This window comes from Acidovorax sp. ACV02, from assembly GCF_014851475.1.
In the GTDB taxonomy this organism is placed as follows: Bacteria; Pseudomonadota; Gammaproteobacteria; order Burkholderiales; family Burkholderiaceae_C; genus Acidovorax; species Acidovorax delafieldii.
Window position 1 is genome coordinate 361,393 of sequence record NZ_JACUZU010000002.1, and the last position, 25,386, is coordinate 386,778.

Below are 25,386 nucleotides of genomic sequence, written 5' to 3' on the forward strand. Positions count from 1 at the left end.
CGGGTGGACAGGGAGATGGGTGGGGGAATCAAGCCAGCATAAACCAAGCTTTGCAGACCGCAAACCGCCAGATGACCGCCCGGCCGGTTGTCAGGCCCTATTGCAGCTGGGCGGGCGCCCGGGCGCCGCTGCCGGGCGCGTGCTGTCCCTCTCCGTCGCCGGTCTGCGCCATGGGCGCAGCCAGGGCCGCGCGCGCCGAGTAACCCAGGCCACCGTGGGTCGCCGTGCCGTCGCCCCGCGAAAGTTTGAACACCTGTACCGCCCCGGCCAGCCGCGTGGCCTGCTCGCGCAGGCTTTGCGCAGCGGCGGCAGATTGCTCCACCAGCGCGGCGTTCTGCTGCGTCATCTGGTCGAGCTGGTTGACGGCGGTGTTGACCTGGCCGATGCCGTCGGACTGTTCGGTCGATGCGGCCGTGATCTCGCCGATGATGTCGCCAACCCGTTTGACCGAGCCCACGATCTCGTCCATGGTGCTGCCCGCGTTTTGCACCAGGCGCGCGCCCGACTCCACCCGCTCTACGGACGCACCAATCAGCGCCTTGATCTCGCGCGCCGCCTCGGCGCTGCGCCCGGCGAGGTTGCGCACCTCGCTGGCCACCACGGCAAAACCCCGGCCCTGCTCACCAGCGCGGGCGGCTTCCACCGCAGCGTTGAGCGCGAGGATGTTGGTCTGGAACGCGATCGAATCGATCACGCCGATGATGTCGGCAATCTTGCGCGAGCTCTGGTTGATGTCACCCATGGTGGTGACCACCTCGCCCACCACCTGGCCGCCGCGCGCAGCCACTTCGGCGGCGGTGCTGGCCAGCTGGTTGGCCTGGCGGGCGGCGTCGGCCGACTGGCGCACGGTGGAGGTCAGATGCTCCATGCTTTGTGCGGTCTGCGCCAGGCTACTGGCCGTGGCCTCGGTGCGGGCCGACAGGTCCTGGTTGCCGCTGGCAATCTCGGCGCTGGCGGTGGTGATGCTGTCCACGGCATTGCGCACCTGCTGCAGCATTTGCGTATAGCGCTGGCGCATGCCCTCCACCTCCTGCACCAGCGCGCCGATCTCGTCGCGCCGCGTGGTGTGGAAGGCCTCGGTCAGGTCGCCCTGCGCGACCAGCGTGATGGCCTGGGTCAGGTCCTGCAGCGGGCGGCTCACGCCCCGGCGCAGCATGACGAACAGGCCGATGGCCAGCAGCACCACGGCCACGGCCATCAGGCCCCAGACTGCCAGCGTGACGCGCCGCTGGCTGGCCATGGCCTCGCCGTCGGCCACCTCCGCCACCACCCACCAGCCGCCACCGGTCTTGCGCACCAGGGCCCAGGGGTTCTCGGCGCCGGTGCCCAGCACGTCCGCGGCCTCGCGCACAAAGCCGTCCTGCGATGCGGCCAGCGCTTCAAAGAAGGGGCGCGCCTGCGGGTAGGCCTCCAGCACGCGCTTGCCGCGCGCGGTGGGGTGGTACACAAACACGGCCTGGTCCAGCGAGGTGCCAGGGTTGATCACATAGGTGCCGCCGTGTTCGAAGAACTTCGTCTGCGCCACCTGTTTTTGCAGCATGGCGTGGAACACGCTGATGTCATTGCCGATGAACAGCAGCGCAATGACCTTGCCCGAGGCGTCCTTGGCGGGCAGGTAGTGGCCCATGAAGGGCTTGCCGTTCACCACCGTGACGCCCGTAAAGGGCTCGCCCTTGGACACCGTGGCGTAGGCCGGGTCGGTGCGGCCAAGCGGCGTGCCCATCTGGCGCTCGCCCTTGTCGTTCTTGACCGAGGTGGTGATGCGGATGAAATCGTCGCCCTTCTTGGCGAACACGGTGGCAATGCCGCCCGTTTCGCTGGCGAATTTGTCGACCGAGCCGTAGTCCTCGTTGACCAGCGCGCCGTAGCTGCGCAGCTCGCCCGAGGCTTCGTCGAGCTGCATGGCGGCCTCGAAGTAGCGCTGAAAGCCCTTCATGGTCAGCTGCACCAGCTCGCGGTTGGTGTTGTCGGCCGCGTCCAGCGACTGCGCCACGCTCTGCGCCGTGTCGCCCACGCTGGCCACCACCTGGGCACGGGTGCTGCGCTCGGTCAGCACAGCAATCGCCAGCCCCACCAGCACCAGCACCAAGGCCACCAGCGCAATGGCGGTCAACGTGACCTGGCGCGCGACGGATCGGTTGTTGGCAAGGGATGCGGGCATGCGGGGTGTCTCCTGGAATGGAATGCGAAAAGCCGGCTGGGCCGGTCTGCATTCACTCTAAGCGCAGCACCTTGTTACATTTATTCACGCATTCCCTTACGCATTCGCGCGTATTGGTGCCGACCGCCGAAACGATCTATGCGGGGTGCGGGGCGCGGCTGCGCAGGGCCCAGTCCCGCCAGCCGAGCCCCTGTGACGTGCCTGCCGCCGGGGTGTATTCGCACCCCACCCAGCCCGTGTAGCCCAGGGCGTCGATGGTGTCGAGCAGGAACGGGTAGTGCAGCTCGCCCCGGTCGGGCTCATTGCGTGCGGGCACGCCCGCCACCTGGATGTGGGCCACGCGGCCCGTGGGCAGGTAGCGCTGCAGCTTGCCGTGCAGGTCCCCCTCCACCAGCTGGCAGTGGTACAGGTCCATCAGCACCTTCAGGTGGGGCACCTGGGCCGCGTCGAGCAGCTCGTGCGCATGGTCCTGCCGGTTCAGAAAATAACGCGGCACGTCGCGCAGGTTGGTGGGCTCGATGAGGATGTCACACCCTGCACGCGCGGCCTGCTCTGCCGCCCAGCGCAGGTTGCCCACGCACAGGGCCTTGAGCGATTCGCGCTCCACCCCCGGCGGCACGGTGCCGCACAGCAGGTTGATGAACGGGCAGCGCAGTTGCTCGGCATACCGCAGGGCCTCCAGCACCCCGGCGCGAAACTCCGCCTCTCGACCCGGCTGCGCGGCGAGGCCCCGTGCGCCCTGGTCCCAGGCGTGGGCCATGTCGGTGGGCGCGAACCCGCCCGCCGGGGCGTTGAACAGCACCAGCTGCAGGCCGTTGTCCTGCAGCCGGGCAGCGATCTCGCGGGGGTCGAAAGCGTAGGGGAAGTGCAGTTCCACCGCCCGGAACCCGTCGCGCGCCGCAGCCGCAAAACGGTCGAGCAAGGGCAGCTCGGTGTACATCAGGCTCAGATGGGCGGCAAACTGGGGCATGGGGGCAGTGCGAAGAGGCAACTTCTAAGCGCCGCAGCTTATCGTGTAGCCAACGAGCCCATTGCCCGCCCAGAGCGCCGTGGAGCCTGAATTTGTGCCAAATTCGCCTCTAGCGCTAGTTTCATATGCCTTTACAGCTATACATTTTATAGCAATCTCAGGATCACCCATGCGCATCGGAGAACTCACCCAACGCACCGGCACCACGCCCAAGGCCATCCGGCTGTATGAGTCACGGGGCCTGCTAGGCACGGTGGCACGCGCGGGCAGCTACCGCCACTATGGCGAGGCCGATGTGGCGCGCGTGTTGCTGATCCGCCGGGCCCAGGCGCTGGGTTTTCGGCTGTCGGAGCTGGATGGCCTGCCCCACATCGACACCGCTGCAGGCTGGGACCGCATGGCCCAACTGGTGGCCGGGCGGCGGGCCGCCGTGGCGCAGGAGCTGGCGCGCCTGGCAGCGCTGGACGCACAACTGGCCGCACTGGAAGCCGAGCTGCACACCTGCGACACGCTGGCCGTGCCCGTGGCACCCGAAGCCTGCGCTGCACTCTCCACACTGGCGGTGGCACCTCCAGCGCACAACCCCGCGCAATTTGGTGCAGCGACCACAGCGGGCGCTGCGAGATCCACCGCGACTTGACCTGACCGCTTGACTCTGCCCCGTGGGGCAAGGTGACCATGGCGCCATCAACAACACCGAGATGGAGCGTCTGTGGCAGAGCAACACAACATTCTGGTCATCCTGGGCCATCCCGCCGCCGGGAGCCTGTGCGCGGGCATGGCACGTGCCTATGCCGAGGGCGCCCGGCACGCCGGGGCGCAGGTGCGCTTTCTGGACGTGGGTCAGCTGGCCTTCAACCCCCTGTTCCAGGGCTATGGCGCTGCCCAGCCGCTGGAACCCGACCTGCTGGCCGCACAGGCTGACATCAGCTGGGCGCACCACCTGGTGTGGGTGTACCCCATCTGGTGGGGCGCCATGCCCGCGCTGCTCAAGGGTTTTATCGACCGCGTGCTGCTGCCCGGCTATGCCTTCAAGTACCGCAAAGGCTCATCGCTGTGGGACAAGCTGCTGACCGGCCGATCGGCCGAGCTGCTGGTGACCATGGACTCGCCGCCCTGGTACTTCCGCTGGGTCACGCGCATGCCGGGGCACCACCAGATGAAGAAAGCCATCCTGGAGTTCTGCGGCATCCGGCCCGTGCAGGTGCACAGCTTTGGCCCGGTGCGCAGCGCCAGCGCCGACCGGCTGGCACTGTGGGTGGAAAAGGCGCGGCAACTGGGGTTGCGCCAGGGGGCGCGTTCCGCACCGGGCAAGCCGCGCCCGGCACCTGTTACTTCGTCGCCTTCGCCGTGAAGGCCTGGACTGCAGCACGGCCCACCGCCGAGTCGTCGGTGAAGAAGCCGTCGATGCCCGCGCGCAGGTAGGCCGTGATCTCGGCCACGCTGTCGCCGCGCACGATGCCATCGGTGGTGGGCGCCTTCTTCAGACCGGCGGGCAGGAAGGCGTTTTCGGGCCGCAGCGTCCAGATATGCACTGCCAGCCCGGCGGCATGGGCCTGCGCGACCAGCGGCGTGGGCTCGCCGGGCACACCGTCCTTCACCGGCACCACCAGGGTCTTGAATGGCCCAACGGCGTTGGCGTAATTGGCCACCTGCTTCAGGCCCTCGGGCGTGATCAGGTCGGCATAAGCGCGCGTGTTGGCCGCGCCCTGGGCCAAAAAGTCATAGGGCCGGCCCGAAGGGGCGACCAGCTGCACCAGGCGCACGCTGCTGAGCTTGCGGATCGCCTGCAGGTTGCTGACCTCGAACGACTGCACGAACACGGGCGCGTCCTTGTGGTTCCAGCCGTTCTTCTCCAGCACGGCCAGCAGCGGCGCCTCCAGCGGCAGGCCGATGGACTGGAAATAGGTGGGGTGTTTGGTCTCGGGGTAGATGCCGATGGTGCGACCGGTCTTGGCCGTGGCCGCCTTGGCCAGGTCGATCACTTCCTGCAAGGTGGGCACCTCGAACTGGCCGTTATAGGCCACGTTGGCCGGGCGCTGTGCAGGGATGCGCTCGCGGGCGCGCAGGGTTTTGAGCTCGGCCAGCGTGAAGTCTTCGGTGAACCAGCCGGTGATGGCCTGGCCGTCGATGGTCTTGGTGGTTTTACGGCCCGCGAACTCGGGGCGGTCCACCACGTCGGTGGTGGCTTCCTTCACAGAGCCATCGGCGCCCAGGATGGCGATGGCGTTCTCGTGCCGCGCCACCAGCACGCCGTCCTTGGTGATGACCAAGTCGGGCTCGATGATGTCGGCACCGTCGTCAATGGCCTTTTGGTACGCGGCCAGCGTGTGCTCGGGCCGCAGCGCCGAGGCGCCCCGGTGGGCAATGACGGTGGGGGTGGGCGGCCAGGCCTGGGCGACGGCGCCCAGCGCCCAGGTGGTCAACAGCGCGGCAGCGGTCACTGCGCGCAGTGCAATGCGTTTCATGCGGGTCTCCTACAAACGGAGCCCGCACCTTAGCCGATGCGCTTGACAGCGGCGTGTCGCCGGGGCGTACACCCCGGTAAGCGCTACGCGTGTTCGAAGTGGAAGACGGCGGTGCCCGCGCGTGCGTTGGGCAGCCAGCGCACTTCCTGTCCATCCTGCAGGCCGAAGGCATCCAGGATGCGCAGGCTGTTCTTGGTGGCCAGCACTTCGAAGTCCTTGTAGGTGCCCACGCGGATGTTGGGCGTGTCGTACCACTGGTAGGGCAGGCGCCGCGTCACGGGCATGCGTCCGCGCAGGATGGACAGGCGGTTGGGCCAGTGGGCAAAGTTGGGAAACGCCACCACACCCGTGCGGCCTACGCGCGCCGTCTCGCGCAGCATGGTTTCGGCATTGCGCAGGTGCTGCAGCGTGTCGATCTGCAGCACCACGTCAAAGCTGTTGTCGTCGAACATGGCCAGCCCCTCGTCGAGGTTGAGCTGGATCACATCCACCCCGCGCTGCACGCAGGCCAGCACGTTGGCGTCGTCGATCTCCACACCATAGCCGCTGCAGCCGCGCTCGCGCTGCAGGTAGTCGAGCATGGCGCCGTTGCCACAGCCCAGGTCGAGCACGCGCGAGCCGGGGGGCACCAGGCGCGCCAGGGCTTGCATCGCCGCTTTTTCGGTCATGGTTGCAACTCCTTGGCAATGCTATCGAAGTAAGAGCGCATCACGCCCATGTACCGGGCATCATCGAGCAAAAAGGCATCGTGCCCGTGGGGCGCATCGATCTCGGCGTAGCTCACGCTGCGGCGGTTGTCGAGCAGGGCCTTCACGATCTCACGGCTGCGCTTGGGTGAGAAGCGCCAGTCGGTGGTGAAGCTCACCAGCAGAAACCTGGCCTGCGCCCGGGCCAGGGCCCGCGTGAGGTTGCCGGCATGGGTGCGCGCGGGGTCGAAGTAGTCCAGCGCCCGGGTGATGAGCAGGTAGGTGTTGGCGTCGAAGTAGTCGCTGAACTTGTCGCCCTGGTAGCGCAGGTAGCTTTCGATCTGGAACTCGATGTCCTGCGTGCTGTATTTCAGATCGATGCCTTCACGCAGCTGACGCCCGAACTTCTCGTTCATCACGTCGTCACTGAGGTACGTGATGTGGCCGATCATGCGGGCAATGCGCAGGCCACGCTTGGGGATCACGCCGTGGCGGTAAAAGTGGCCGCCGTGGAAGTCCGGGTCGGTCACGATGGCGCGGCGGGCGACTTCGTTGAAGGCGATGTTCTCGGCCGTGAGGTTGGGCGCACTGGCCACCACCACCGCGTGGCGCATGCGCTCGGGGTACTGCAGCGTCCAGCTGAGCGCCTGCATGCCGCCCAGGCTGCCGCCCAGCACGGCCGCCAGTTGCTGGATGCCCAGACGGTCCAGCAACCGCGCCTGGGCGTTGACCCAGTCTTCCACCGTGACCACAGGGAAGTCCGCTCCATAAACCTCGCCGGTGTCCGGGTGGTGGTGCATGGGCCCGGTGGAGCCAAAACACGAGCCCAGGTTGTTCACGCCGATGACGAAGAAGCGGTCGGTGTCCACGGGCTTGCCGGGGCCGATCATGTTGTCCCACCAGCCCTCGCTCTTGTCCTGCCCGGCGTACACGCCCGCCACATGGTGCGAGGCGTTGAGGGCGTGGCACACGAGCACGGCGTTCGAGCAGTCGGCATTGAGCGTGCCGTAGGTCTCAAAGGCCAGGTGGTAGTCGCGGATGGACGCGCCGCTTTGCAGCGGCAGCGCATCCGGGAAATGCATGGACTGGGGTGTGGCGATGAACGACATAGTTGGAACTGGTAAGCCCTCACGTTCCACCGCTTGCACACGCCGCAAGCCCCTCGAGGAGCCGCTGTCACCGAGGGCAAAACCTCGGCAAAAAAATACCCGGCGTCGCTAAAAACGAGGCCGGGCAGGTGTGTCGGACGGGTCTTTAGCAGAATTTATAAAGCGCCCGCAAGCTGTGGCAAATCGGCGCGTCTGGCAAATATACCAAAGCAGCGCCGCGTCGCCCAGCCCGTCGCACCGATCAGGTCAGCCTGCGGACGAAAAAATCGCCAGAAGCCCCAACACCAGAAAGATGGCGGCAGACACCAGATGCACCGCGCGAATCGGCACCTTGCGCGTGATGCGCTCGCCCAGCCAGACCACGGGCGCATTGGCCAGCATCATGCCCAACGTGGTGCCCGCCACCACCCAGAGGTAAGCGTTGTATTTGGCAGCAAGCATGACCGTCGCAATCTGGGTCTTGTCGCCCATCTCAGCCAGGAAGAATGCGACCACGGTGGTGCCAAACACACCCCAGCGTGGCGATCCGTCGGCTTCGCCTTCGTCCAGCTTGTCGGGGATCAGCATCCAGACCGCCATGGCGATGAACGAGGCGCCCAAAATCCAGCGCAGCACCTGGGGGCCCAGGAAGGTGGTCACCCAGGCACCGACAGCGCCGGCCAGGCCGTGGTTGACTAGCGTGGCCACCAGGATACCCAGCACGATGGGCCAGGGTTTGCGAAAGCGTGCCGCGAGCACCAGAGCGAGCAGCTGCGTCTTGTCGCCCATCTCGGCGAGCGCGACGATGGCGGTGGAAATGAAGAAGGCTTCCATGGGGGAGGGGGTCCTATCCGGCCGGATGGGTGGAAAACGCATTGACTGCACCCCGACTCCGGCCATGTGGATCGGTTTGCAGTCAATGGTCTCGCCCAGCTCAAAAGCCGCATACGCCATAGGTCTCAAAGAACCCAAGTGTGTTGACGCATGCCCCCGGCGCATTGCGCGGCCGGGCGGGCTACTCCCCAAAGACCCACGGATTTTACCCTATGGTTTGCCCTGAAATTCCCCGAAAAACCACGCTGCCCCGGGGTTTTGAGCCCATCTGCCCAGAAATAAAACCCCACGGGCCCCATAAAGTGATTAATAATGGATTCGCTTTTCTGCTTGCAGAAGGGCAGTTAGCTTAGCGGTGAATGGTCAGTTTCGCGTCTTTGAAGTCGTCACAGGTTTGTTGATTGCGTCGGGCTCCATCGCGTTTTTGTGTTTTTTCAGGAGTCCTTCATGGGCAACAAACTTTACGTGGGCAACCTGCCCTACTCTTTCCGCGACGAAGATCTGCAGCAGACCTTCAGCCAGTACGGCTCGGTTGGCAGCGCCAAGGTCATGATGGAACGTGACACCGGCCGCTCCAAGGGTTTCGGCTTTGTCGAAATGGGCAGCGATGCTGAAGCCCAAGCCGCCATCCAAGGCGTGCATGGTCAAAACTTCGGTGGCCGTGACCTCGTGGTCAACGAAGCCCGTCCTATGGAGCCCCGCGCTCCCCGTAGCGGTGGCTTCGGTGGCGGCAATGGCGGCGGCGGCGGTTACGGCGGTGGCCGTAGCGGTGGCGGCGGTTACGGCGGTGGCGGCGGTGGTGGTTACGGCGGTGGCCGTAGCAGCTACTAAAAAGTCCTTATCGGCAGTCCTCAGGGCCTGCCGACGGCAAAAAAAGGAGCCTTCGGGCTCCTTTTTGCGTTCGGGCGCGGCACGGACACCACAGCGCGCAAAGCCCCTTGCTTTTTCCCCAAAAGTGTGGCGCATAATGGTCTGGCGGGTTTGGCCCGCATTTCAAGTTTGCGGTGATCCGTCAGTTTCGCGCTGAGAGCGTCATTGAGATTAGCTGGCTGCGTTTTGGGGACTCCATCGCTTTATCCATGTGTTTTTGAGGAGTCCCTCGATGGGCAACAAACTGTACGTCGGCAACCTGCCTTACTCGGTGCGCGACGGTGATCTGGAACAGGCCTTTGGCCAGTTCGGTGCCGTGACCAGCGCCAAGGTCATGATGGAGCGCGACACGGGTCGCTCCAAAGGCTTTGGCTTTGTGGAGATGGGCAGCGACGCAGAAGCCCAGGCCGCCATCAACGGCATGAACGGCCAGCCCCTCGGCGGTCGCAGCATTGTGGTGAACGAAGCGCGCCCCATGGAACCACGCCCACCCCGTAGCGGTGGTTTCGGCGGCGGCGGTGGTGGTGGTGGCGGCTACGGCGGCGGCCGCAGCGGTGGTGGCGGATATGGCGGCGGCCGTGAAGGCGGCGGTGGCTATGGTGGTGGCCGCGAGGGCGGCGGCGGTGGATACGGCGGCGGCCGCGAAGGTGGTGGCGGGGGCTATGGCGGCGGTGGCCGCAGCGAAGGTGGCTTCCGCAGCCCGTACGGCTCGGGTTCGCGCAACGGTGGTGGCGGCGGCCGCAATGGTGGCGGTGGTGGCTATGGTGGCGGCGGCAACGGCGGCTACTGAACCACACCCGTTTTTCTGTCACAAGGGCCCTTCAGGGCCCTTTTTCATGGCAGCTGCACGTCGAGATAGCAATCTCCATCGCCCCCGGCGCCTTGGGGCGCCTTGTGCAATCCCGCCCCTACTGCATTTCGCTCTGGCGGCGCTTGCGTGGGCGGCCCGCCAGCACCTTGTCAAACAATGGGTTCGGCAGCATGCGCAGCAGCTTGGCGACCACGCCCATTTGCCAGGGGATGACCCGGTAGCTCACGCCCGCCTGAATGGTGCGAAACGCCAGGTCCGCAAAATCGGCGGGCTGCATCAAAAACGGCATGCTGTAGCGGTTCTGTTGCGTGAGGGGGGTATCGATGTAGCCCGGCGACACCGTCACCACGCGCACGCCGTGGGGGCGCAATTCACCCCGCAGGCTTTCGCAGTAGCTGATGACAGCCGCCTTGCTGGCGCAGTAGGCGCCATGGCCGGGCAGCCCCCGGATGCCGGCCACGCTGCCGATGCCCACCAGGGTGCCGCTGCCGCGCTGCACCATGGCGTCTACAAACGGCTGGAAGGTGGCCGCCATGCCGATGTTGTTGGTGGCAAAGGTGCGGGCCATGACGTCGATATCGTCCCGCACCGCTGTGTCCATGCCCACGCTGATGCCGGCATTGGCGATCACCACATCCGGCACACCCTGGCGTGCGATGCAATCGCGCCCTGCAGCCACGATGCTGTCAGTCACCGACACATCAGCACTATAAATTTCATAGCTTTCAGGGCTTATTTCTTGAGCACTTGCCCATGTTTTGACTTCGGAAGTGCGCCGCGCCACCAGAGCCAGGCGAAACCCCGCTTGGTGATAGCGCTGGGCCAGCGCTTGGCCGATGCCACTGGATGCGCCGGTGATGAAGACAAGGGGAGTGGTCATGTGCATTCCGACAGGGGGCGGCTAGGCAGGATAGGTGGAGGCTACCGCGTGGTGCCAGGCAGGATCATGCCGCGCACGCGCCCGCGCAGTTGCAGCACCTGGTCGAGGTTGTCGTAATCCATGCTGTCGGCGGTGAAGCGGTCGTTGCCACGGGTGAGCGTGACCGGCTGATCAGAGCGCACCCGCTCGGTGTTGGTGAAGGCATGCAGAAACTCACCACGGAACTCCATGGGGGGCTGCGCTGCCGCCCCGGGCTTGGCGGGCAGCGGTTCACGCTTGACGATGGCGTTGCCGAACAACTGCACTTCGGAGCCATCGGCGTTGCTCAGGGCCCGGTTGGCCGTGGCCACGGTGACCCGGCCATCGAGGCTGACCGAACGCATGCGGACCTGATCGATCTCCAGCGTGTCGGTGTCGGGGTAATGGCGCGCCTCGTCACCCTGCACCTCGCTCTGCAGGCGGCCCGTGGCATCGAATGTCTTCACCGAAAAGGACTTCATGAAATAGTCCGGCTGGTGCTGCACGGGCCGGTCAATCGCAGGCAACTGGGGCATGGGCGCGTTGCGCACCAGCCACCAGGTGCCCAGGGCCAGCAGGCCCATCAGCACCACGGGCAGGTAGATCGAGAGCTGGTCCCAGCCCTGGCGGATCACGCGGATCATGCGGTGTAGTCCGCCAGCAGCGCCGCATAGCGGCCCGTGGCCACCAGCAGCAAGTCACACAGCTCGCGCGCTGCACCCTCGCCCCCGCGCGCTTGGGTGACGAAGTGGGCCGCGTGGCGCACCTCGGTCTGGGCGTTTGCGGGCGCGCAGGCAAAGGCGCTGCGGCGCATCACGGGCAGGTCGGGCCAGTCGTCGCCCATGGCAGCCGCCTGCGCCCAGGTCAGGCCCAGGGTGGCCAGAATCTGCTCCGCGGCGGGGCGCTTGTCTTCGGTGCCAAACACGGCGTGCTCCACGCCCAAGGCCTTGAGGCGCACGCGCAATGGGGCAGAGTCGCGACCGGTGATGACGGCGGGGGTGATGCCTGCCTTTTGCAGCAGCTTGAGGCCGTGGCCGTCCAGGGTGTTGAAGCGCTTGAGGGTCTCGCCCGTTTCGCTGAAGTACAGGCCGCCGTCGGTGAGCACACCGTCCACGTCGAAAAAGGCCACGCGCACGCCCTGGGCGCGCAGCAGCAGCTCAGGGTCAATCTGCAGGGCAGGAGAGGGAGAGGTCTGAGGAACCAGCGCCATCGTCAGATCACCTTCGCCCGCATCAGATCGCCGATGTGCACCACGCCCACCAGGGCGCCCGCAGCGTCCACCACCAGCACGCTGGTGATGGCGTGGGCTTCCATCATTTCGGCGGCGTCCACGGCCAGGGCGTCGGGGGCAATGCGGCGCGGGTTGGCGTGCATGACCTGGGCTGCGGTGGTGGACCGCAGGTCCGCCCCGGCCTCGATGCGGCGGCGCAGGTCGCCGTCGGTGAAGATGCCCAACAGCTGCCCGTCGGCATCGACGATGGCCGAGGCGCCCAGGCCCTTGGCGCTCATCTCGCGCATGAGGTCGCTGAACGAGGCATCGGGGGCCACGCGCGGCACCTCGGTGCCCGAGCGCATCACGTCGCTCACATGGGTGAGCAGCTTGCGGCCCAGCGCGCCGCCGGGGTGTGAGCGGGCAAAGTCTTCGGGGCGGAAGCCCCGGGCGTCCAGCAGGGCCACAGCCAGCGCGTCGCCCATGGCCAGCTGGGCCGTGGTGCTGGCGGTGGGGGCCAGGTTCAGCGGGCAGGCTTCGCGCGCCACGCTGCAGTCGAGCACCAGGTCGGCATAACGCGCCAGGGTGGACTGCAGGCCGCCCGTCATGGCGATCATGGGCGCGCCCAGGCGCCGCAGCACGGGCAGGATGGCCGTGAGTTCGCCACTTTCGCCGCTGTTGGAGATGGCCAGCACCAGATCGTCGCCGGTGACCATGCCCAGGTCGCCGTGGCTGGCCTCGGCAGGGTGCACAAAAAACGCGGGGGTGCCGGTGGAGGCCAGTGTGGCGGCGATCTTGCGCCCCACGTGGCCACTTTTGCCCATGCCCATCACCACCACGCGGCCCCGGGCCTGCAGCACCATCAACACCGCCTGGGCAAACACACCATCCACGCGGGCCGCCAGGCCATTCAGGGCCTCCACCTCGATGTGGAAGGTCTCGCGGGCCAGGCGCAGGGCCTGGTCGGCATCAAAAGGGGGCAGCGCGGCGGGGGCGGGAGTCATGCAAGGATTCTATCGACCGGGCATGCCTGCCGGGCCGTCGCATGGGCCAAGTCCACTGGCACGGTCCGTGCATCCGGGTAGAAAAGCCCTTGCCCGGCCCACAAGGCTTGCCAGACTTGCACAAACAGGGAGGCAGCAGCGGCCTGCAGCCCCGGCCAATGGCTTGCTTGAATCCTGTGTTACACAACGCAAGCCTCGGATAGCATCGAACCCATGTCTTCACTCGCCCTCACACTGCTTTACCTGCTGGCCGCGGTGCTGGGCGTGGTGACCTGCCGCAGCCTCAAGCTGCCGCCCATGCTGGGCTACCTGGCCGCCGGGGTGCTCATTGGCCCGCACGCGCTGGCACTGGCGCAAAACTCCGAAGGGGTGCGCCACCTGGGCGAGTTTGGCGTGGTGTTCCTGATGTTTGCCATCGGGCTGGAGTTCAGCCTGCCCAAGCTGCGTGCCATGCGCAAGCAGGTGTTTGGCCTGGGACTGATGCAGGTGGTGCTGACGATGGCGGTCGTGTCCGGCATGGCACTGGCGTTGTCCCGCTGGGCGGGTGGGGTGTGGGACATGGGCTGGCAGACGGCGCTGGCGCTGTCGGGCGTGATGGCCATGAGCAGCACGGCGATTGTGGTCAAGCTGATGGCCGAGCGGGCCGAGCTGGAGAGTGAACACGGCCGGCGGGTGATGGGCATCTTGCTGTTCCAGGACCTGGCAGTGGTGCCGCTGCTGGTGCTGATCCCGGCGCTGGGGTCGTCGCCCGACCAGCTGCTGACCTCGCTGGGCTGGGCGCTGATCAAGGCCACGGTGTTGGTGGGCCTGCTGCTCACGGGCGGCCAGCGGCTGATGCGCTGGTGGCTCACGCTGGTCGCGCGGCGCAAGAGCGACGAGCTGTTCATGCTGAACCTGCTGCTGATTACGCTGGGCCTGGCCTGGCTGACCGAGCTGGCGGGCCTGAGCCTGGCGCTGGGCGCCTTCATTGCGGGCGTGCTGGTGTCCGAGACCGAGTACCGCCACCAGGTGGGCACGGACATCCGGCCCTTTCACGATGTGCTGCTGGGCCTGTTCTTCATCACCATCGGCATGATGCTGGACTGGCACATCCTGGTGGACCGCTGGGCGCTGGTGTTGATGCTGCTCACGGTGCCGCTGGTGCTCAAGCTGGGGATCATCCTGGTGCTGGCGCGGGGCATGGGCGCGACCACCGGTGTGGCGCTGCGCACCGGGCTGTACCTGGCGCAGGCCGGCGAGTTCGGCTTTGTGCTGCTGTCGCTCACGCAGAACAACGGGCTGGTGCAGCCAGCGCTGATGAACCCCATCCTCGCGGCCATGGTGCTGTCGATGCTGGCCACGCCCTTCCTCATCATGTACAGCAACCGCATCGTGATGAAGCTGGTGGCCAGCGACTGGCTGCAGCAGTCGCTGCAGATGACATCGATTGCGCGCAAGTCCATCAACACCAGCAAGCACGTGATCATCTGCGGCTACGGCCGCTGCGGGCAGAACCTGGCGCGCATGCTGGAGCACGAGGGCATCCCCTACATGGCGCTGGACCTGGACCCGGACCGCGTGCGCCAGGCAGCGGCGGCGGGCGACTCGGTGGTGTATGGCGACGCCACCCGTCTGCAGGCGCTGATGGCGGCGGGCCTGGTGCGCGCCAGCGCTGTGGCCGTGACCTACATCGATGTGCCCGCCGCGCTGAAGGTGCTGGCCAATGCCCGGTCACACGCGCCGCAGGTGCCGGTGGTGGTGCGCACGCAGGACGACCTGTACCTGGACAAGCTGCAGGAGGCCGGTGCGACCGAGGTGGTGCCCGAGGCCATCGAAGGCTCGCTCATGCTCGCCAGCCACGCCCTGGCCCTGGTGGGCGTGCCCATGCGCCGCGTGCTGCGGCTGGTGCAGGACCAGCGCGATGCGCGCTACAACCTGCTGCGCGGCTACTTCCATGGCGCGGACGACGACACGGTGAACGAACGCGACCAGGAGCGCCTGTCCACCATCAACCTGCCCCCGGGCTCCACCGCCCTGGGCCGCAGCCTGGGCCAGCTGGCCCTACCCGCCATGGGCGTGCGCGTGGTCAACCTGCGGCGCGGCAATGGCCATGTGAGCGCAGCAGTGGACGAGGCCCTGCTGGCCGAAGGCGACACGCTGGTGCTGTCGGGCCATCCGGCGGCGCTGGCGCTGGCGGAAGACAAGCTGCTGAAAGGCTGACTGGCCCACGGCCCGCCGCTGGCAGCTCAGCGGGTGGTTGGGCACCCCATTTGAATGAAATCGGCCTGTAGCGCTAGTGCAATATGCGCTGACAGCTACACATTTAATAGCAAACTACAGCAGCTCTTCCGGCCCAGGCCGCCCGAACAGGTAGCCCTGGAACTGGCGGCAGCCGTTGCGCAGCAAGAAGCTGCGCTGCCCCTCGGTTTCCACGCCCTCGGCCACCACGTCCAGGCCCAGGCTGCGGGCCAGCGTGATGATGGTACAGGCGATGGTGGCGTCGTTGGGGTCGGTGAGCACGTCGCGCACAAAGCTCTGGTCGATCTTGAGCTGGTCCAGCGGCAGGCGTTTGAGGTAGCTGAGCGATGAGTACCCGGTGCCAAAGTCGTCGAGCGAAAAACCCACCCCCAGCGTGCGCAGCGCCTGCATCTTGAGGATGCTGTCCTCCACGTCGTGCAGCAGCAGGCTTTCGGTGAGTTCGAGCTTGAGCAGGCGCGGGTTGGCGGCCGCATCGCGCAGCGCTGCCAGCACCTGCTCCACAAAATCGGGCTGGCGGAACTCCTGGGCACTCACGTTCACGGCCAGCGTCCACGCGGCTTTCGCCGGGGCGGTGGCCCACTGGGCCAGCTGGCGGCAGGCCAGGGCCAGCACCTGGCGCCCCAGGGGCAGGATGAGCCCCGTCTGCTCGGCCAGCGGTATGAAATCGGCGGGCGAGACCATGCCGCGCTGCGGGTGTTGCCAGCGCACCAGCGCCTCGGCCCCCAGCAGGTGGCCGGTGGCGTCCACCACCGGCTGGTAGTGCAGCAGGAACTCGTTGCGCGCCAGGCCCTGGCGGATGTCGCCCTCCAGCGCCGAACGCGCCGACGCGGCAGCCTGCATGGCGGGGTCGAAAAAGCACAGGGTGTTGCGCCCCTGCGCCTTGGCCTGGTACATGGCCAGGTCGGCGCGCTTGAGCAGCTCTTGCACGGGCTGCTGCGCGTCCTGGAACAGCGCAATGCCGATGCTGGGGGTGCTGTGCATGTCGCAGCCATCCACGACATAGGGCTGGTTCAGCGCCAGCAACACCTTCTGGGCCACGGCCTCGGCCTCGGCCGCGGCTTCGACCTCATGGCCGTGCAGGCCCTGCACCACGACCACAAACTCATCGCCACCCAGCCGCGCCACGGTGTCGGTGGCCCGCACGCTGGCCCCGATGCGCGCGGCCACCTGCACCAGCAGGCGGTCGCCCCACTCGTGGCCCATGGTGTCGTTGATGCCCTTGAAGTTGTCCAGGTCGAGGAACAGCAGGGCGCCATGGCGGCCGTCGCGCTGGGTGGTGGCCACCGCGCGCTCCAGCCGGTCCATCAGCAGCCGGCGATTGGGCAGGCCGGTGAGTTCGTCGTAGAACGCCAGGCGCTGGATCTCGGCCTCGGCCAGCTTGCGCTCGGTGATGTCGCGCGCCACGCCCCGGTAGCCGGTAAAGCGGCCCTCTTCGTCAAAGATGGGCTCGCCACTGATCGACACCCACACGGGCTTGCCGTCCTGGGACAGGCGCTGCATCTCGAAGTCGTGAAAGACCTGGTGCGCCTCCAGCTGCTCGCGGTGCTCGCGCCATTGCCCTTCGTTGACGAAGGTGTCGGGCAACTCCCAGCGGGTCAGGCCGTAGTGCATCTCATCGGGCACGCCCTCCGTGTGGTACGGGTTGCCGTCCAGCCGCACAAAACGAAACTGGTCGTCCTGCTCCCAGTACCAGTCGGACGACAGGTCCGTCAGGCTGCGCCAGCGCGCCTCGCTCTGGCGCAGGGCCTCCAGCGTGCTCAGGTAGTCGGTGACATCGGTGAACGTGCGCACGCGCCCGCCGGGCTCCAGGGCACGGGTGCGCACCTCGATGTAGCGGCCCTGCCGGGTGCGCCGCACGTAGCTCTGCGGCATGGTCAGGCGGCCGCCATGCGCTGCGTATTCCGACGCCACGTAGTTGCGGGCCATGGGCTCGATGAGCTGGAACTCGGGCCCGAAGTCGCCCCGCTCGGTCTGAAAGCGCACCACCTCTTCCACCAGCGGCTGCGTGGCCAGCAGGGACTCGGGCAGGTCCAGCAGCTCCAGGTAACGCTGGTTGTAGACGCGGATGCGGCCCTCGGCGTCCACATTGGTGATGCCCTGCGAGATGTTGTCCAGGGTGCCTTCGAGGGCTCGGGTCTTCTCGGCCAGCAGGGCGCTGGTGCGGGCCAGTTCGGCCTCCACATGGCTGCGGGCCAGCTCGGCGCGGCGGGCGGTCTCCAGTTGGCCAATGGTGTTCAGCAAGGGCTGCAGAAACTGCACGTCGGCGTTGGTGTAGCCGCCGCTGCGGTTGGCCAGCCCCACCATGGCCACCAGCTCGCCCGCCGCATGGATGGGCAGGCCCAGGTAGGTGCGCAGCGTGGGGTGGCCGGACGGCGTGCCCGCGCTGCGGGCATCGTGGTTGGCGTCGTTGCTGAGGACCGGCTCGCCCGTCACCAGCGCAGCGCCCACCAGCGAGTGCAGGTTGTCGAACACCATGCCATCCTCAGCATGCTGGGCATAGCGCTGGCGCGAGGCCTCGTCCCAGCTGATGTCGGTCATCGCGTGCACGCGCAGGTAAGGGTGCCCGTCATCGGCCCGCTGCACCTGGCCCACGAGGCCGAACGCGCTCTGGGTCAGCGTCATCAACTCGCCCAGCAGCGCCTCGAACGCCGCCCGAGGGCCCGAGCTGGCAATGAACATGCCCTGGGCCCGCGAGATGGCCTGCAGCAGCCGGTGCTGGCGCGCCAGCATGGCCTCGGCCGCGCGGCGGGCACGGGCGCTGGAGGTGCGCTCCAGCACGGCTTCGATCTGCGCGGGCAGGGTGAGCAGGTAGTCCAGCGCCGGGTCCTGCACGGTGAAGTCGTCAAAGCCGTGGCGCATGGCCTGCGCCGCGTGGGTCTCCGCCCCCATGCGCACGATGATGATGGCCGGAACGCCATCGAGCAGCTGCAGCAGGTCAAAGGCCGATCCGTCCATGGTGCGCTGGGCCGCCAGCACGATGTCGGGCCGGTGGCCCAGCAGGTGGTCGCGCGCCTCGGTGATGGACTCCACCACGTCCACGCGCCAGCCCGACCAGGGGTCGGCCAGCGCCCCCGCCACGGCCTGTGCGTGGGGGTGATCACTCTCGATCAGCAGGACGGAGATGGGCATGGGCCGATCGTCGTGGGGGTTGGGGCACCGCCCGCCGCAGGCGGCGCGAGTTTGTAACGCCAGTGAAACACATTATGGCGTCTGGTGCAGGCGCGCGCGGGCACCGCCGGGCTGTTTACACTCACGCACTTTCCGTGCCTCGCGCCACTGGCCAACCCCTGGCGCATACCCAGGCATTGGCCCTGCCCGGGCCTCCCCCGCGTCATCACTCCCCACCCGCCCATGCAGCCCCTCAGCGTCAACCAGTACCTTCGCCAGCACATCCGCACCGTCCCCGACTGGCCCGCGCCTGGCGTGCAGTTCCGCGACATCACGCCACTGCTGCAGGACCCGAAAGTGTTCCGTGTGCTGATCGATGCCTTCGTGCACCGCTACATGGACAAGGCGCTGCGCCCCGACGTGGTGGCGGGCCTGGATGCGCGGGGCTTCATCCTGGGCGCCGTGGTGGCCTACGAGCTGAACGTAGGCTTCGTGCCCATCCGCAAGAAAGGCAAGTTGCCCTTCACCACGGTAGAGGAAACCTACGAACTCGAATACGGCAGCGCCACCGTGGAGCTGCACACCGACGCCGTGAAGGCCGGCGACCGCGTGCTGCTGATCGACGACCTGATCGCCACCGGCGGCACCATGATGGCCGGCAAGAAGCTGTTGGAAAAACTGGGGGCCACCGTCACCGAAGGCGCCGCCATTGTCGATTTGCCCGAGCTGGGCGGATCGCAGCGCCTGCGCGATGCCGGCCTGCCGCTGTACACCCTGGTGGACTTTGCAGGGCACTGACCCGAGGACCGTGGCATGGGTGCACAGCCCCCTGTGGGCGTGCACCACACGACCCCTGGATCAGTTGAGTTCGCCGTACTGCGTGCTGCTGAGGTCGGGAGCGGGACCGTCGGCACCGGGCATTTCGGTGTCCTCAAACCCTGTCGGCTGGGACGGTGGCAGCAGCGGACCGGAGCGCACCGGCACGCCTGGCTTGGCGGCGGCAGCCGTGGCCGCCGATGACCCTGCGGCGTTGGCCAGCGCGCGCTTGAACGCGGCCACCTCGTCGGCCTCGATGGGTTCGAACCGGGCAGAAGAGGCAGGCCGCGTGGCAGCCAGCGGTGCGGGTGCAGACACGAGGGGCGCGGGGGCCGACACCGCACCGAGCGGGCGGCGCGCAGCCAGCGGGGCCGCAGCGGGCGCCAAAGGAGCAGGGGAAACAGGTGCCGCGGCAGCCGCGGCGGGGCGTGCGCCCGCCAGCGGTGCAGGCGACGGGGCCAGGGGTGCCGGGGCCGTGGCCGCTGCTGCTGGCGGACGGCGCACCGCCGTAGAAGCCGCCTGCAACGGCAGCGCAGCGCCCTGGGGCGCCACGCCCTTTTGTGGAATACCCACCGCCACATGGTCGTTGATGCGCCAGTACACGGCCGTCACCAGGATGTCGTAGCGGGTTTTGGCGGTCTGGGCGATGAGCGCCTCGATCTCGCTCAGGCGCACCGTCTCGCCGCCGTATTCCCGGGCCAGGTCCATCATCACCAGGAACTGGCGGCCGCGCTGGTCGAGCGACAGCACCTTGAACTTGTAGCTGGCCGACAGCACGCCAGCGCGCACCATGGCGTCGCGCACCACGGTGTAGAGCAGCTCACGGCGCTCCATGCGCTCGTTCTTGCGATTGGCGGCGTGCTCTGGGGGCTGGGGCTCCACGAGCGGCTTGCCCTGGCGCCCGGGTTGCAGGGGCACGGTGGCGTCGGCGTTGAACAGGCCGGAGGGCTCGGCCGCTGCGCGGGGCTTGGCGGGAGCGGGTTTGCGGCTGAACCAACTGAACAGGGACATGGCTTGCTTTCTTCGGATGGTGCCTGGACAAAATCCAAATCGAGTGTAACGCGCCATCCCCCCGCAGAAGGCGGAAGAAGCCCGAGGGAAACCCCCGACAGGCCCCGCCTGTCAGGTGGCCGCAACGCGGCGGCGGCGGTTGCCCAGGCGCTTGGCCAGCACAGCCCCTGCCGCCATGGCCAGACCCAGGGCAATGGCGGGCTGGCGGTTGGTCAGCTCGGTGAAGCGAATGGCCGTGAGGCTCCACAGTTTGCACGGCGCGCTGGCCTGCACGGTGGCACTGCGCGCGCGGTGTGAGAAGAAAGCGCCTTCACCCACCACCGACCCCGCGCCCACAATCGCCAGACGCAGGCGTTCCTTTTCGTCCTGGTAGTGCACGCTCAGGCTGCCGCTTTCGACCAGGTACAGGGTGCGGTCCGTAGCACCCTGGCTGAAAAGCACTTGGCCCGCGGGCAACACCACCGGGAGCAGGTAGGACGACAGCACCTCCCACTGGGCGGCCGTCAGCGGGTTGGTCATGCTGTCCTCCGCCGTGGTCTGGGCAATGGCGTCGATCAGACCTTTGAGGTCCACCTTGGAGGCAACGGGCATGGGAACATTCATGGTCCGCCGAAAGTAACCCTGTTACAGATCGGACACAAGCGCTGTTTACGTCCGTTTACAAGATAGGGCGACCAACGGTCGCTATTTACCGATGCAGAAGCTGGAGAAGATCACGCCGAGCAGGTCGTCGGAGGTGAACTCGCCGGTGATGGCGCTCAGGGCGTTCTGCGCCAGCCGCAGCTCCTCGGCCAGCAGGTCCAGCGCCGGGCCCTGGGCCTGCAGTTGGTCAGCAGCTTCCTGCAGGTGCAGCGACACGGCCTGCAGCGCCTGCACATGCCGCGCCCGGGCAATGTAGATGCCCTCGGGTGCCGACTGCCAGCCCGCCACGTCCAGCAGCAGCCGTCGCAAGCCGTCCAGCCCCTGACCGGTGCGGGCCGACAGATGCACCGCAGGGCGCCGGGGGTTGGCCGTAGGCGCAACACCGGCCGCGCAGTCCAGCTTGTTCCAGACATCGATCACGGGGATGTTTTTTGGCAATTTTTGCCCCAAGGCGCTTTCGATATCTGCGTCGGCAGCTACATATTCAGGAGCACTTTGCCGCGACAGGTCGTGCAGGAACAGCACGGCGTCTGCCCCAGCAATCTCGTCCCAGGCGCGGGCGATGCCGATGCGCTCGACCTCATCACTGCTGTCGCGCAGGCCGGCGGTGTCGATGATGTGCAGCGGCACCCCTTCGATCTGGATGGTCTGCTGGACCTTGTCGCGCGTGGTGCCGGCAATGGGCGTGACGATGGCCAGCTCGGCCCCTGCCAGCGCATTGAGCAGTGAGCTTTTGCCGGCATTGGGCTGCCCGGCGATGACCACCTTGATGCCCTCGCGCAGCAAAGCGCCCTGGCGCGCGCGCTGCATCACCGAGGCCAGGGTTTGCTGCAGATTCGATAGCTGGCCATGCGCATCGGCCTTGCGCAGGAAGTCGATTTCTTCTTCAGGAAAATCGAGCGTGGCCTCCACCAGCATGCGCAGGTGGATGAGCGCGTCGCGCAGGCTGTGGATTTCTGCCGAGAACGCGCCGGTGAGCGAGCGGCTGGCGCTGCGGGCTGCAGCCTCGGTGCTGGCGTCGATCAGGTCGGCAATCGCCTCGGCCTGGGCCAGATCGAACTTGTCGTTCAGGAAAGCCCGTTCAGTGAATTCGCCGGGCTGGGCCACGCGCAGGCCCGGCAAGCAGGGCTGGCCCGTGGCCGGGTCCGTGTCGGCGCCCGCCTCCAGGCAGCGCGCCAGCAACAGCTGCAGCACCACGGGGCCGCCGTGGGCCTGCAGCTCCAGCACATCCTCGCCGGTGTAGCTGTGCGGGCCGGGGAAGTACAGCGCCAGCCCCTGGTCGATGGCCTGACCCTGTGCATCCCGAAAGGGCAGGTACGTCGCCTCGCGGGCCTTGAGGGTGCGGCCGCACAGCGCCTGCACCAGGCCCTCCAGCCCTTTGCCCGACACCCGCACGATGCCGACGGCCCCGCGCCCGGGGGCAGTGGCGATGGCAACGATGGGGTCGTGGTGGCGGGCAAGCATGGGCAGGGACTTTACAAGGTGACAGAAAAAAGGCCGCTTGCGCGGCCTTCGGGAGTCAGTTCGTGGATGTCAGCGTTGCCGCTGCGGCATCACTTGAACTTGGGCAGATTGAACTGCGGTGGCACGCCCATGCGGGTGTTGATGATCCACTGCTGCGCAATCGACAGGATGTTGTTCGTCAGCCAGTACAGCACCAGGCCGGCTGGGAAGAAGAAGAACATCACGCTGAAGATCAGCGGCATGAACCACATCATCTTGGCCTGCATCGGGTCTGGTGGCGCGGGGTTCAGGGCGGTCTGCAGCAGCGAGCTGGCCGTCATCAGCAAGGGCAGGATGAAGAATGGGTCAGGCGCGGAGAGGTCGTGGATCCAGCCGATCCAGGGCGCATTGCGCATCTCGACGCTGGACAGCAGCACCCAGTACAGCGCAATGAACACAGGGATCTGGATCATGATGGGGAAGCAGCCGCCCATCGGGTTGACCTTTTCCTCGCGGTAGATGCGCATCATCTCCTGCTGCATCTGCTGCGGCTTGTCCTTCAGGCGCTCGCGCATCTCCATGATCTTGGGATTGATGGCCTTCATCTTGGCCATGCTGGCGTAAGCCTTGGCATTGAGCCAGTAGAACGCGATCTTGAGCAGCAGCACCAGCGCAACGATGGACCAGCCCCAGTTGTTCAGGAGCTTGTGCAGGTTGTCGAGCAGCCAGTACAGCGGCTTGGACAGGATGGTCAGCCAGCCGTAGTCCTTGACCAGTTCCAGGCCGGGGTACAGCTTTTCCATCATGGTCTCGACCTGCGGGCCGGCGAATAGTCGCGCGTCGATGGTCTTGGTGGCGCCCGGCTCGATGGTGCCGAGGGAGGTCAGCATGCCCACGGAGTACAGGTTGGTGTCCACCTTGCGGGTGAAGGGCTCGCGCTGCACGCCGTCGGCCAGCAGCCATGCGGTGGCGAAATAGTGCTGCACCATGGCGACGTAGCCATTGGCCGAGTCCTTGGGAATGTCGACCTTGCCGCTTTCGATGTCCTTGAACTCGATCTTCTGGTACTTCTTGGCTTCGGTGAAAACCGCCGGGCCGGTGAAGGTGGAGTAGAACGACGACTCGCCTGGCGGCTTGTTGCCGTCACGCACCAGTTGCAGGTACAGCTGGGGCGATACAGCAGCGCTGCCGGTGTTGACGATGTCGTGCTTGACGGCGATGTCATAAGCGCCGCGTTTGATGGTCCAGGTCTTGACCAGCTTCACGCCGCCCTGGTCGGGCGACTCGAAGCGGATGCTCATGGAGTCTTCACCGTCCTTGAGTTCGCGCGGGCCGGGAACGGCCGTCATCACCGTCTTGTGCGTGGGGAAAGTGCCGCCCACCAGGCCGGTCTGCGCCACGTAGACGCGCTGCGCGCTTTCATCCAGCAACAGGAAGTTGCGGGCCTTTTCGGTCATGTCGGCGTGCTTGAGCAGCTCGGCCTGGGTGAGCGAGCCGCCTTCGCTGTCGAACACCAGGCGATACAGGTCGGTCTTGACCTCAATGCGTTCGCGTTTGGCGGGTGCAGCCGCTGCGGCAGGCTGCCCGGGCACGGCTGCCGCGCCTTGCGCGGCCGTTGTGGCTGCGGGCACGCTGGTGGCGGGCACGCTGGCAGCCCCGGTCGCACCGGAGGCCGCGCCTGCGGCAGCAGCAGGGGCTGTCACTGCGGGCGTGGTCGGGAAAAAAGTGGCCTTGTTGCCATTGTGCAGCTGCCACTTGTCCCACAGCAGAACCATGGAAAAGCCAAAAATCACCCACAGGATGGTGCGGCGAATGTCGTTCATGAAGACTTCTTTGGTGAGGATGGGGGAGTGGTGGAAGGGGTGAGCCTGGAGAAAAGCCGCAGGCTGCGCGGCAGATCTTGCGGGACCGGATCATGGCCCCCGTCACACCAGGGGTGGCAGCGTACCAGCCTGCGCACCGTCAGATAACTGCCTGCTGCAGCGCCGTGCTGCTCCAGCGCCTGCAGCGAATAGACCGAGCAGGTCGGCTCAAAGCGGCAGGCCGAACCCAGCCATGGGCTGAGAAACAGCCGATAGCCTTTGACCACGCCGATCAGCAGGCGCTGCATCATGGGGCAGTCACCGGCTCTGCCACCGGCGGCACAGGCGCAGCAACCGCTGCGCCCGAATGCCGGGTGGCATATCCGAACAGCTGCAGCAGCTCCGCGCGTACCGCCTGCTTGAGTTGGTCGGACGTGGCGCTCACGAACTGCTTGCGATCAAACGCCGAGCGCAGGCGCACCACATGGGCGGCCTGCGGCAAACGCGCCTCAAACGTGGCGCCCACGGTGTAGATCTGCCGCTTGATGGTGTTGCGCGTCACGGCGCGGCGCGCCCAGCGCTTGGGCACCATGGCACCCATCCAGACGCCCTGAACGACAAACAGGGCCTGCGGCCCTTGCGTGTGCGGCAAGGAGCCGGGCCCTGTAGGTGCAACAGTGGCGGCTTGGCTGGCAACTGCGGTGCTGTTGGCGTCTAGTGCCAAACGGTGCAACGCAAAATGCGCCGTGCGGGAGACAGTGCCCCCCGCCATGGCAGCCTGGAACTGCGGCCGGGTTTTTAGCCTGTGCATGCAAGCGCCCCGTTTGGAACCTGGCGGTACAAACCGGGAACAGGCGGGGAGCAGGCCGTAGACCGTATCGGCCTTAGACGGCCAGGCGCTTGCGGCCCTTGGCGCGGCGTGCGTTGATAACGGCACGGCCGCCGCGGGTCTTCATGCGGACGAGGAAACCGTGGGTGCGCGCGCGGCGCGTCTTGGAGGGCTGGTAAGTACGTTTCATGGTGCTATTCCTTGAGGTTCAGTTCCGGACTGCTGCTCTTGAACCCCCTGCAATCTGCACACCCACGCTATGTATGAAACATCGCCTGGAGGCAGACCCACGGGGCAGAAATAACGGCGCGCCGGGTCAAATCACCCTGAACACATTCAGGGAAACCCAAAATTATCGCAGGCTTGTGGCCGACTGGCAATGCCTTTCGATGGGCAGGCCTTTACCAGCGGGTCGCGGAGGCTGCAGCGCCCGCCCCTTTCAGGCCACGTCTTCCCCGCATGGCAACCCCGGATTCCCCCGGATGACAGCCACCTTC

24 protein-coding genes and 1 riboswitch are annotated in these 25,386 nt (G+C 66.8%); of the genes, 6 read left to right on the forward strand and 18 right to left on the reverse strand.

Annotated elements, in window-relative coordinates:
- Window positions 1–97 precede the first annotated feature (97 nt).
- A complete protein-coding gene (locus tag IB236_RS05545) occupies window positions 98–2,161 on the reverse strand; it encodes a methyl-accepting chemotaxis protein (RefSeq protein ID WP_192419338.1) in 2,064 nt (687 codons plus the stop codon).
- Window positions 2,162–2,297: 136 nt separating this feature from the next.
- A complete protein-coding gene (locus IB236_RS05550; RefSeq protein WP_056742627.1) occupies window positions 2,298–3,131 on the reverse strand; it encodes a hydroxypyruvate isomerase family protein in 834 nt (277 codons plus the stop codon).
- Window positions 3,132–3,300: 169 nt separating this feature from the next.
- On the opposite strand from IB236_RS05550, the gene IB236_RS05555 reads away from it, so the two are divergent.
- Together IB236_RS05555 and IB236_RS05560 are read left to right on the forward strand one after the other, a co-directional pair.
- Complete coding sequence (locus IB236_RS05555; protein WP_192419340.1) at window positions 3,301–3,771, forward strand: MerR family transcriptional regulator; 471 nt, start codon at window positions 3,301–3,303, stop codon at window positions 3,769–3,771.
- 72 nt (window positions 3,772–3,843) lie between these two features.
- On the forward strand, window positions 3,844–4,485 hold the full coding sequence (locus tag IB236_RS05560; RefSeq protein ID WP_056742624.1) for an NAD(P)H-dependent oxidoreductase: 642 nt from the start codon (window positions 3,844–3,846) through the stop codon (window positions 4,483–4,485).
- On the opposite strand, the gene IB236_RS05565 is transcribed toward IB236_RS05560, so the two are convergent.
- The 4 genes from IB236_RS05565 to IB236_RS05580 form a co-directional block, all read right to left on the reverse strand.
- Window positions 4,463–5,599 carry a glycerophosphodiester phosphodiesterase gene (locus IB236_RS05565; protein ID WP_192419342.1) on the reverse strand — a complete coding sequence of 379 codons (1,137 nt, stop codon included), beginning with the start codon at window positions 5,597–5,599 and terminating at the stop codon, window positions 4,463–4,465. The two genes, IB236_RS05560 and IB236_RS05565, sit on opposite strands and share 23 nt — an antisense overlap.
- 83 nt (window positions 5,600–5,682) lie before the next feature.
- On the reverse strand, window positions 5,683–6,267 hold the full coding sequence (gene metW, locus IB236_RS05570) for a methionine biosynthesis protein MetW (RefSeq protein WP_055402134.1): 585 nt from the start codon (window positions 6,265–6,267) through the stop codon (window positions 5,683–5,685).
- Window positions 6,264–7,394 (reverse strand): homoserine O-acetyltransferase, encoded by a 1,131-nt coding sequence (locus IB236_RS05575; protein ID WP_146870497.1) that lies wholly within the window; start codon window positions 7,392–7,394, stop codon window positions 6,264–6,266. Before IB236_RS05575 ends, metW begins: the two co-directional genes overlap by 4 nt.
- A 246-nt stretch (window positions 7,395–7,640) precedes the next feature.
- Window positions 7,641–8,207 (reverse strand): TMEM165/GDT1 family protein, encoded by a 567-nt coding sequence (locus IB236_RS05580; protein WP_056056786.1) that lies wholly within the window; start codon window positions 8,205–8,207, stop codon window positions 7,641–7,643.
- Window positions 8,208–8,223: 16 nt separating this feature from the next.
- A riboswitch (yybP-ykoY riboswitch) is annotated at window positions 8,224–8,409 on the reverse strand.
- Between the two features lie 245 nt (window positions 8,410–8,654).
- Between IB236_RS05580 and IB236_RS05585 the strand changes: the two genes are divergently transcribed.
- Together IB236_RS05585 and IB236_RS05590 are read left to right on the forward strand one after the other, a co-directional pair.
- Window positions 8,655–9,038 (forward strand): RNA-binding protein, encoded by a 384-nt coding sequence (locus IB236_RS05585; protein ID WP_056056787.1) that lies wholly within the window; start codon window positions 8,655–8,657, stop codon window positions 9,036–9,038.
- Window positions 9,039–9,309: 271 nt separating this feature from the next.
- Window positions 9,310–9,867, forward strand: coding sequence for an RNA-binding protein (locus IB236_RS05590; protein WP_116748416.1), 558 nt, complete (start codon window positions 9,310–9,312; stop codon window positions 9,865–9,867).
- Between the two features lie 118 nt (window positions 9,868–9,985).
- Here the strand turns inward: IB236_RS05590 and IB236_RS05595 are convergent, their stop codons facing one another.
- From IB236_RS05595 to IB236_RS05610, 4 genes are read right to left on the reverse strand one after another with little or no spacing between them, the layout of a single operon-like run.
- Window positions 9,986–10,768 carry an SDR family oxidoreductase gene (locus IB236_RS05595; protein WP_192419344.1) on the reverse strand — a complete coding sequence of 261 codons (783 nt, stop codon included), beginning with the start codon at window positions 10,766–10,768 and terminating at the stop codon, window positions 9,986–9,988.
- A 41-nt stretch (window positions 10,769–10,809) separates the two neighbouring features.
- A complete protein-coding gene (lptC, locus tag IB236_RS05600) occupies window positions 10,810–11,430 on the reverse strand; it encodes an LPS export ABC transporter periplasmic protein LptC (protein ID WP_056056794.1) in 621 nt (206 codons plus the stop codon).
- Window positions 11,427–11,996: an HAD family hydrolase gene (locus IB236_RS05605; protein ID WP_056742613.1), complete on the reverse strand. Its 570-nt coding sequence runs from the start codon at window positions 11,994–11,996 to the stop codon at window positions 11,427–11,429. Before IB236_RS05605 ends, lptC begins: the two co-directional genes overlap by 4 nt.
- 2 nt (window positions 11,997–11,998) lie before the next feature.
- Window positions 11,999–13,000, reverse strand: a complete 1,002-nt coding sequence (locus IB236_RS05610) for an SIS domain-containing protein (protein ID WP_056056797.1) — start codon at window positions 12,998–13,000, stop codon at window positions 11,999–12,001.
- Window positions 13,001–13,213: 213 nt separating this feature from the next.
- Between IB236_RS05610 and IB236_RS05615 the strand changes: the two genes are divergently transcribed.
- Entirely contained in the window at window positions 13,214–15,199 is a 1,986-nt protein-coding gene (locus tag IB236_RS05615; RefSeq protein ID WP_056056799.1) for a monovalent cation:proton antiporter family protein, read from the forward strand.
- A 114-nt stretch (window positions 15,200–15,313) separates the two neighbouring features.
- Here IB236_RS05615 and IB236_RS05620 read toward each other — a convergent pair whose 3' ends face one another.
- Complete coding sequence (locus IB236_RS05620; protein ID WP_192419346.1) at window positions 15,314–18,367, reverse strand: EAL domain-containing protein; 3,054 nt, start codon at window positions 18,365–18,367, stop codon at window positions 15,314–15,316.
- Window positions 18,368–18,589: 222 nt separating this feature from the next.
- Between IB236_RS05620 and IB236_RS05625 the strand changes: the two genes are divergently transcribed.
- Entirely contained in the window at window positions 18,590–19,144 is a 555-nt protein-coding gene (locus IB236_RS05625; RefSeq protein WP_043565825.1) for an adenine phosphoribosyltransferase, read from the forward strand.
- 60 nt (window positions 19,145–19,204) lie between these two features.
- On the opposite strand, the gene IB236_RS05630 is transcribed toward IB236_RS05625, so the two are convergent.
- From IB236_RS05630 to rpmH, 7 genes are all read right to left on the reverse strand, one after another.
- A complete protein-coding gene (locus tag IB236_RS05630) occupies window positions 19,205–20,173 on the reverse strand; it encodes a hypothetical protein (RefSeq protein ID WP_099731686.1) in 969 nt (322 codons plus the stop codon).
- Between the two features lie 111 nt (window positions 20,174–20,284).
- Window positions 20,285–20,776 carry a Crp/Fnr family transcriptional regulator gene (locus tag IB236_RS05635; protein WP_043565827.1) on the reverse strand — a complete coding sequence of 164 codons (492 nt, stop codon included), beginning with the start codon at window positions 20,774–20,776 and terminating at the stop codon, window positions 20,285–20,287.
- Between the two features lie 81 nt (window positions 20,777–20,857).
- On the reverse strand, window positions 20,858–22,279 hold the full coding sequence (gene mnmE / locus IB236_RS05640; RefSeq protein ID WP_192419348.1) for a tRNA uridine-5-carboxymethylaminomethyl(34) synthesis GTPase MnmE: 1,422 nt from the start codon (window positions 22,277–22,279) through the stop codon (window positions 20,858–20,860).
- A gap of 89 nt (window positions 22,280–22,368) precedes the next feature.
- Entirely contained in the window at window positions 22,369–24,081 is a 1,713-nt protein-coding gene (gene yidC / locus IB236_RS05645; RefSeq protein WP_192419350.1) for a membrane protein insertase YidC, read from the reverse strand.
- Window positions 24,078–24,371: a membrane protein insertion efficiency factor YidD gene (yidD, locus tag IB236_RS05650; RefSeq protein WP_082522278.1), complete on the reverse strand. Its 294-nt coding sequence runs from the start codon at window positions 24,369–24,371 to the stop codon at window positions 24,078–24,080. Before yidD ends, yidC begins: the two co-directional genes overlap by 4 nt.
- Complete coding sequence (locus tag IB236_RS05655) at window positions 24,368–24,871, reverse strand: ribonuclease P protein component (protein WP_056742603.1); 504 nt, start codon at window positions 24,869–24,871, stop codon at window positions 24,368–24,370. The genes yidD and IB236_RS05655 overlap by 4 nt, the downstream gene beginning before the upstream one ends.
- Window positions 24,872–24,944: 73 nt before the next feature.
- Window positions 24,945–25,079 carry a 50S ribosomal protein L34 gene (gene rpmH / locus IB236_RS05660; protein ID WP_005798102.1) on the reverse strand — a complete coding sequence of 45 codons (135 nt, stop codon included), beginning with the start codon at window positions 25,077–25,079 and terminating at the stop codon, window positions 24,945–24,947.
- Window positions 25,080–25,386 lie beyond the last annotated feature (307 nt).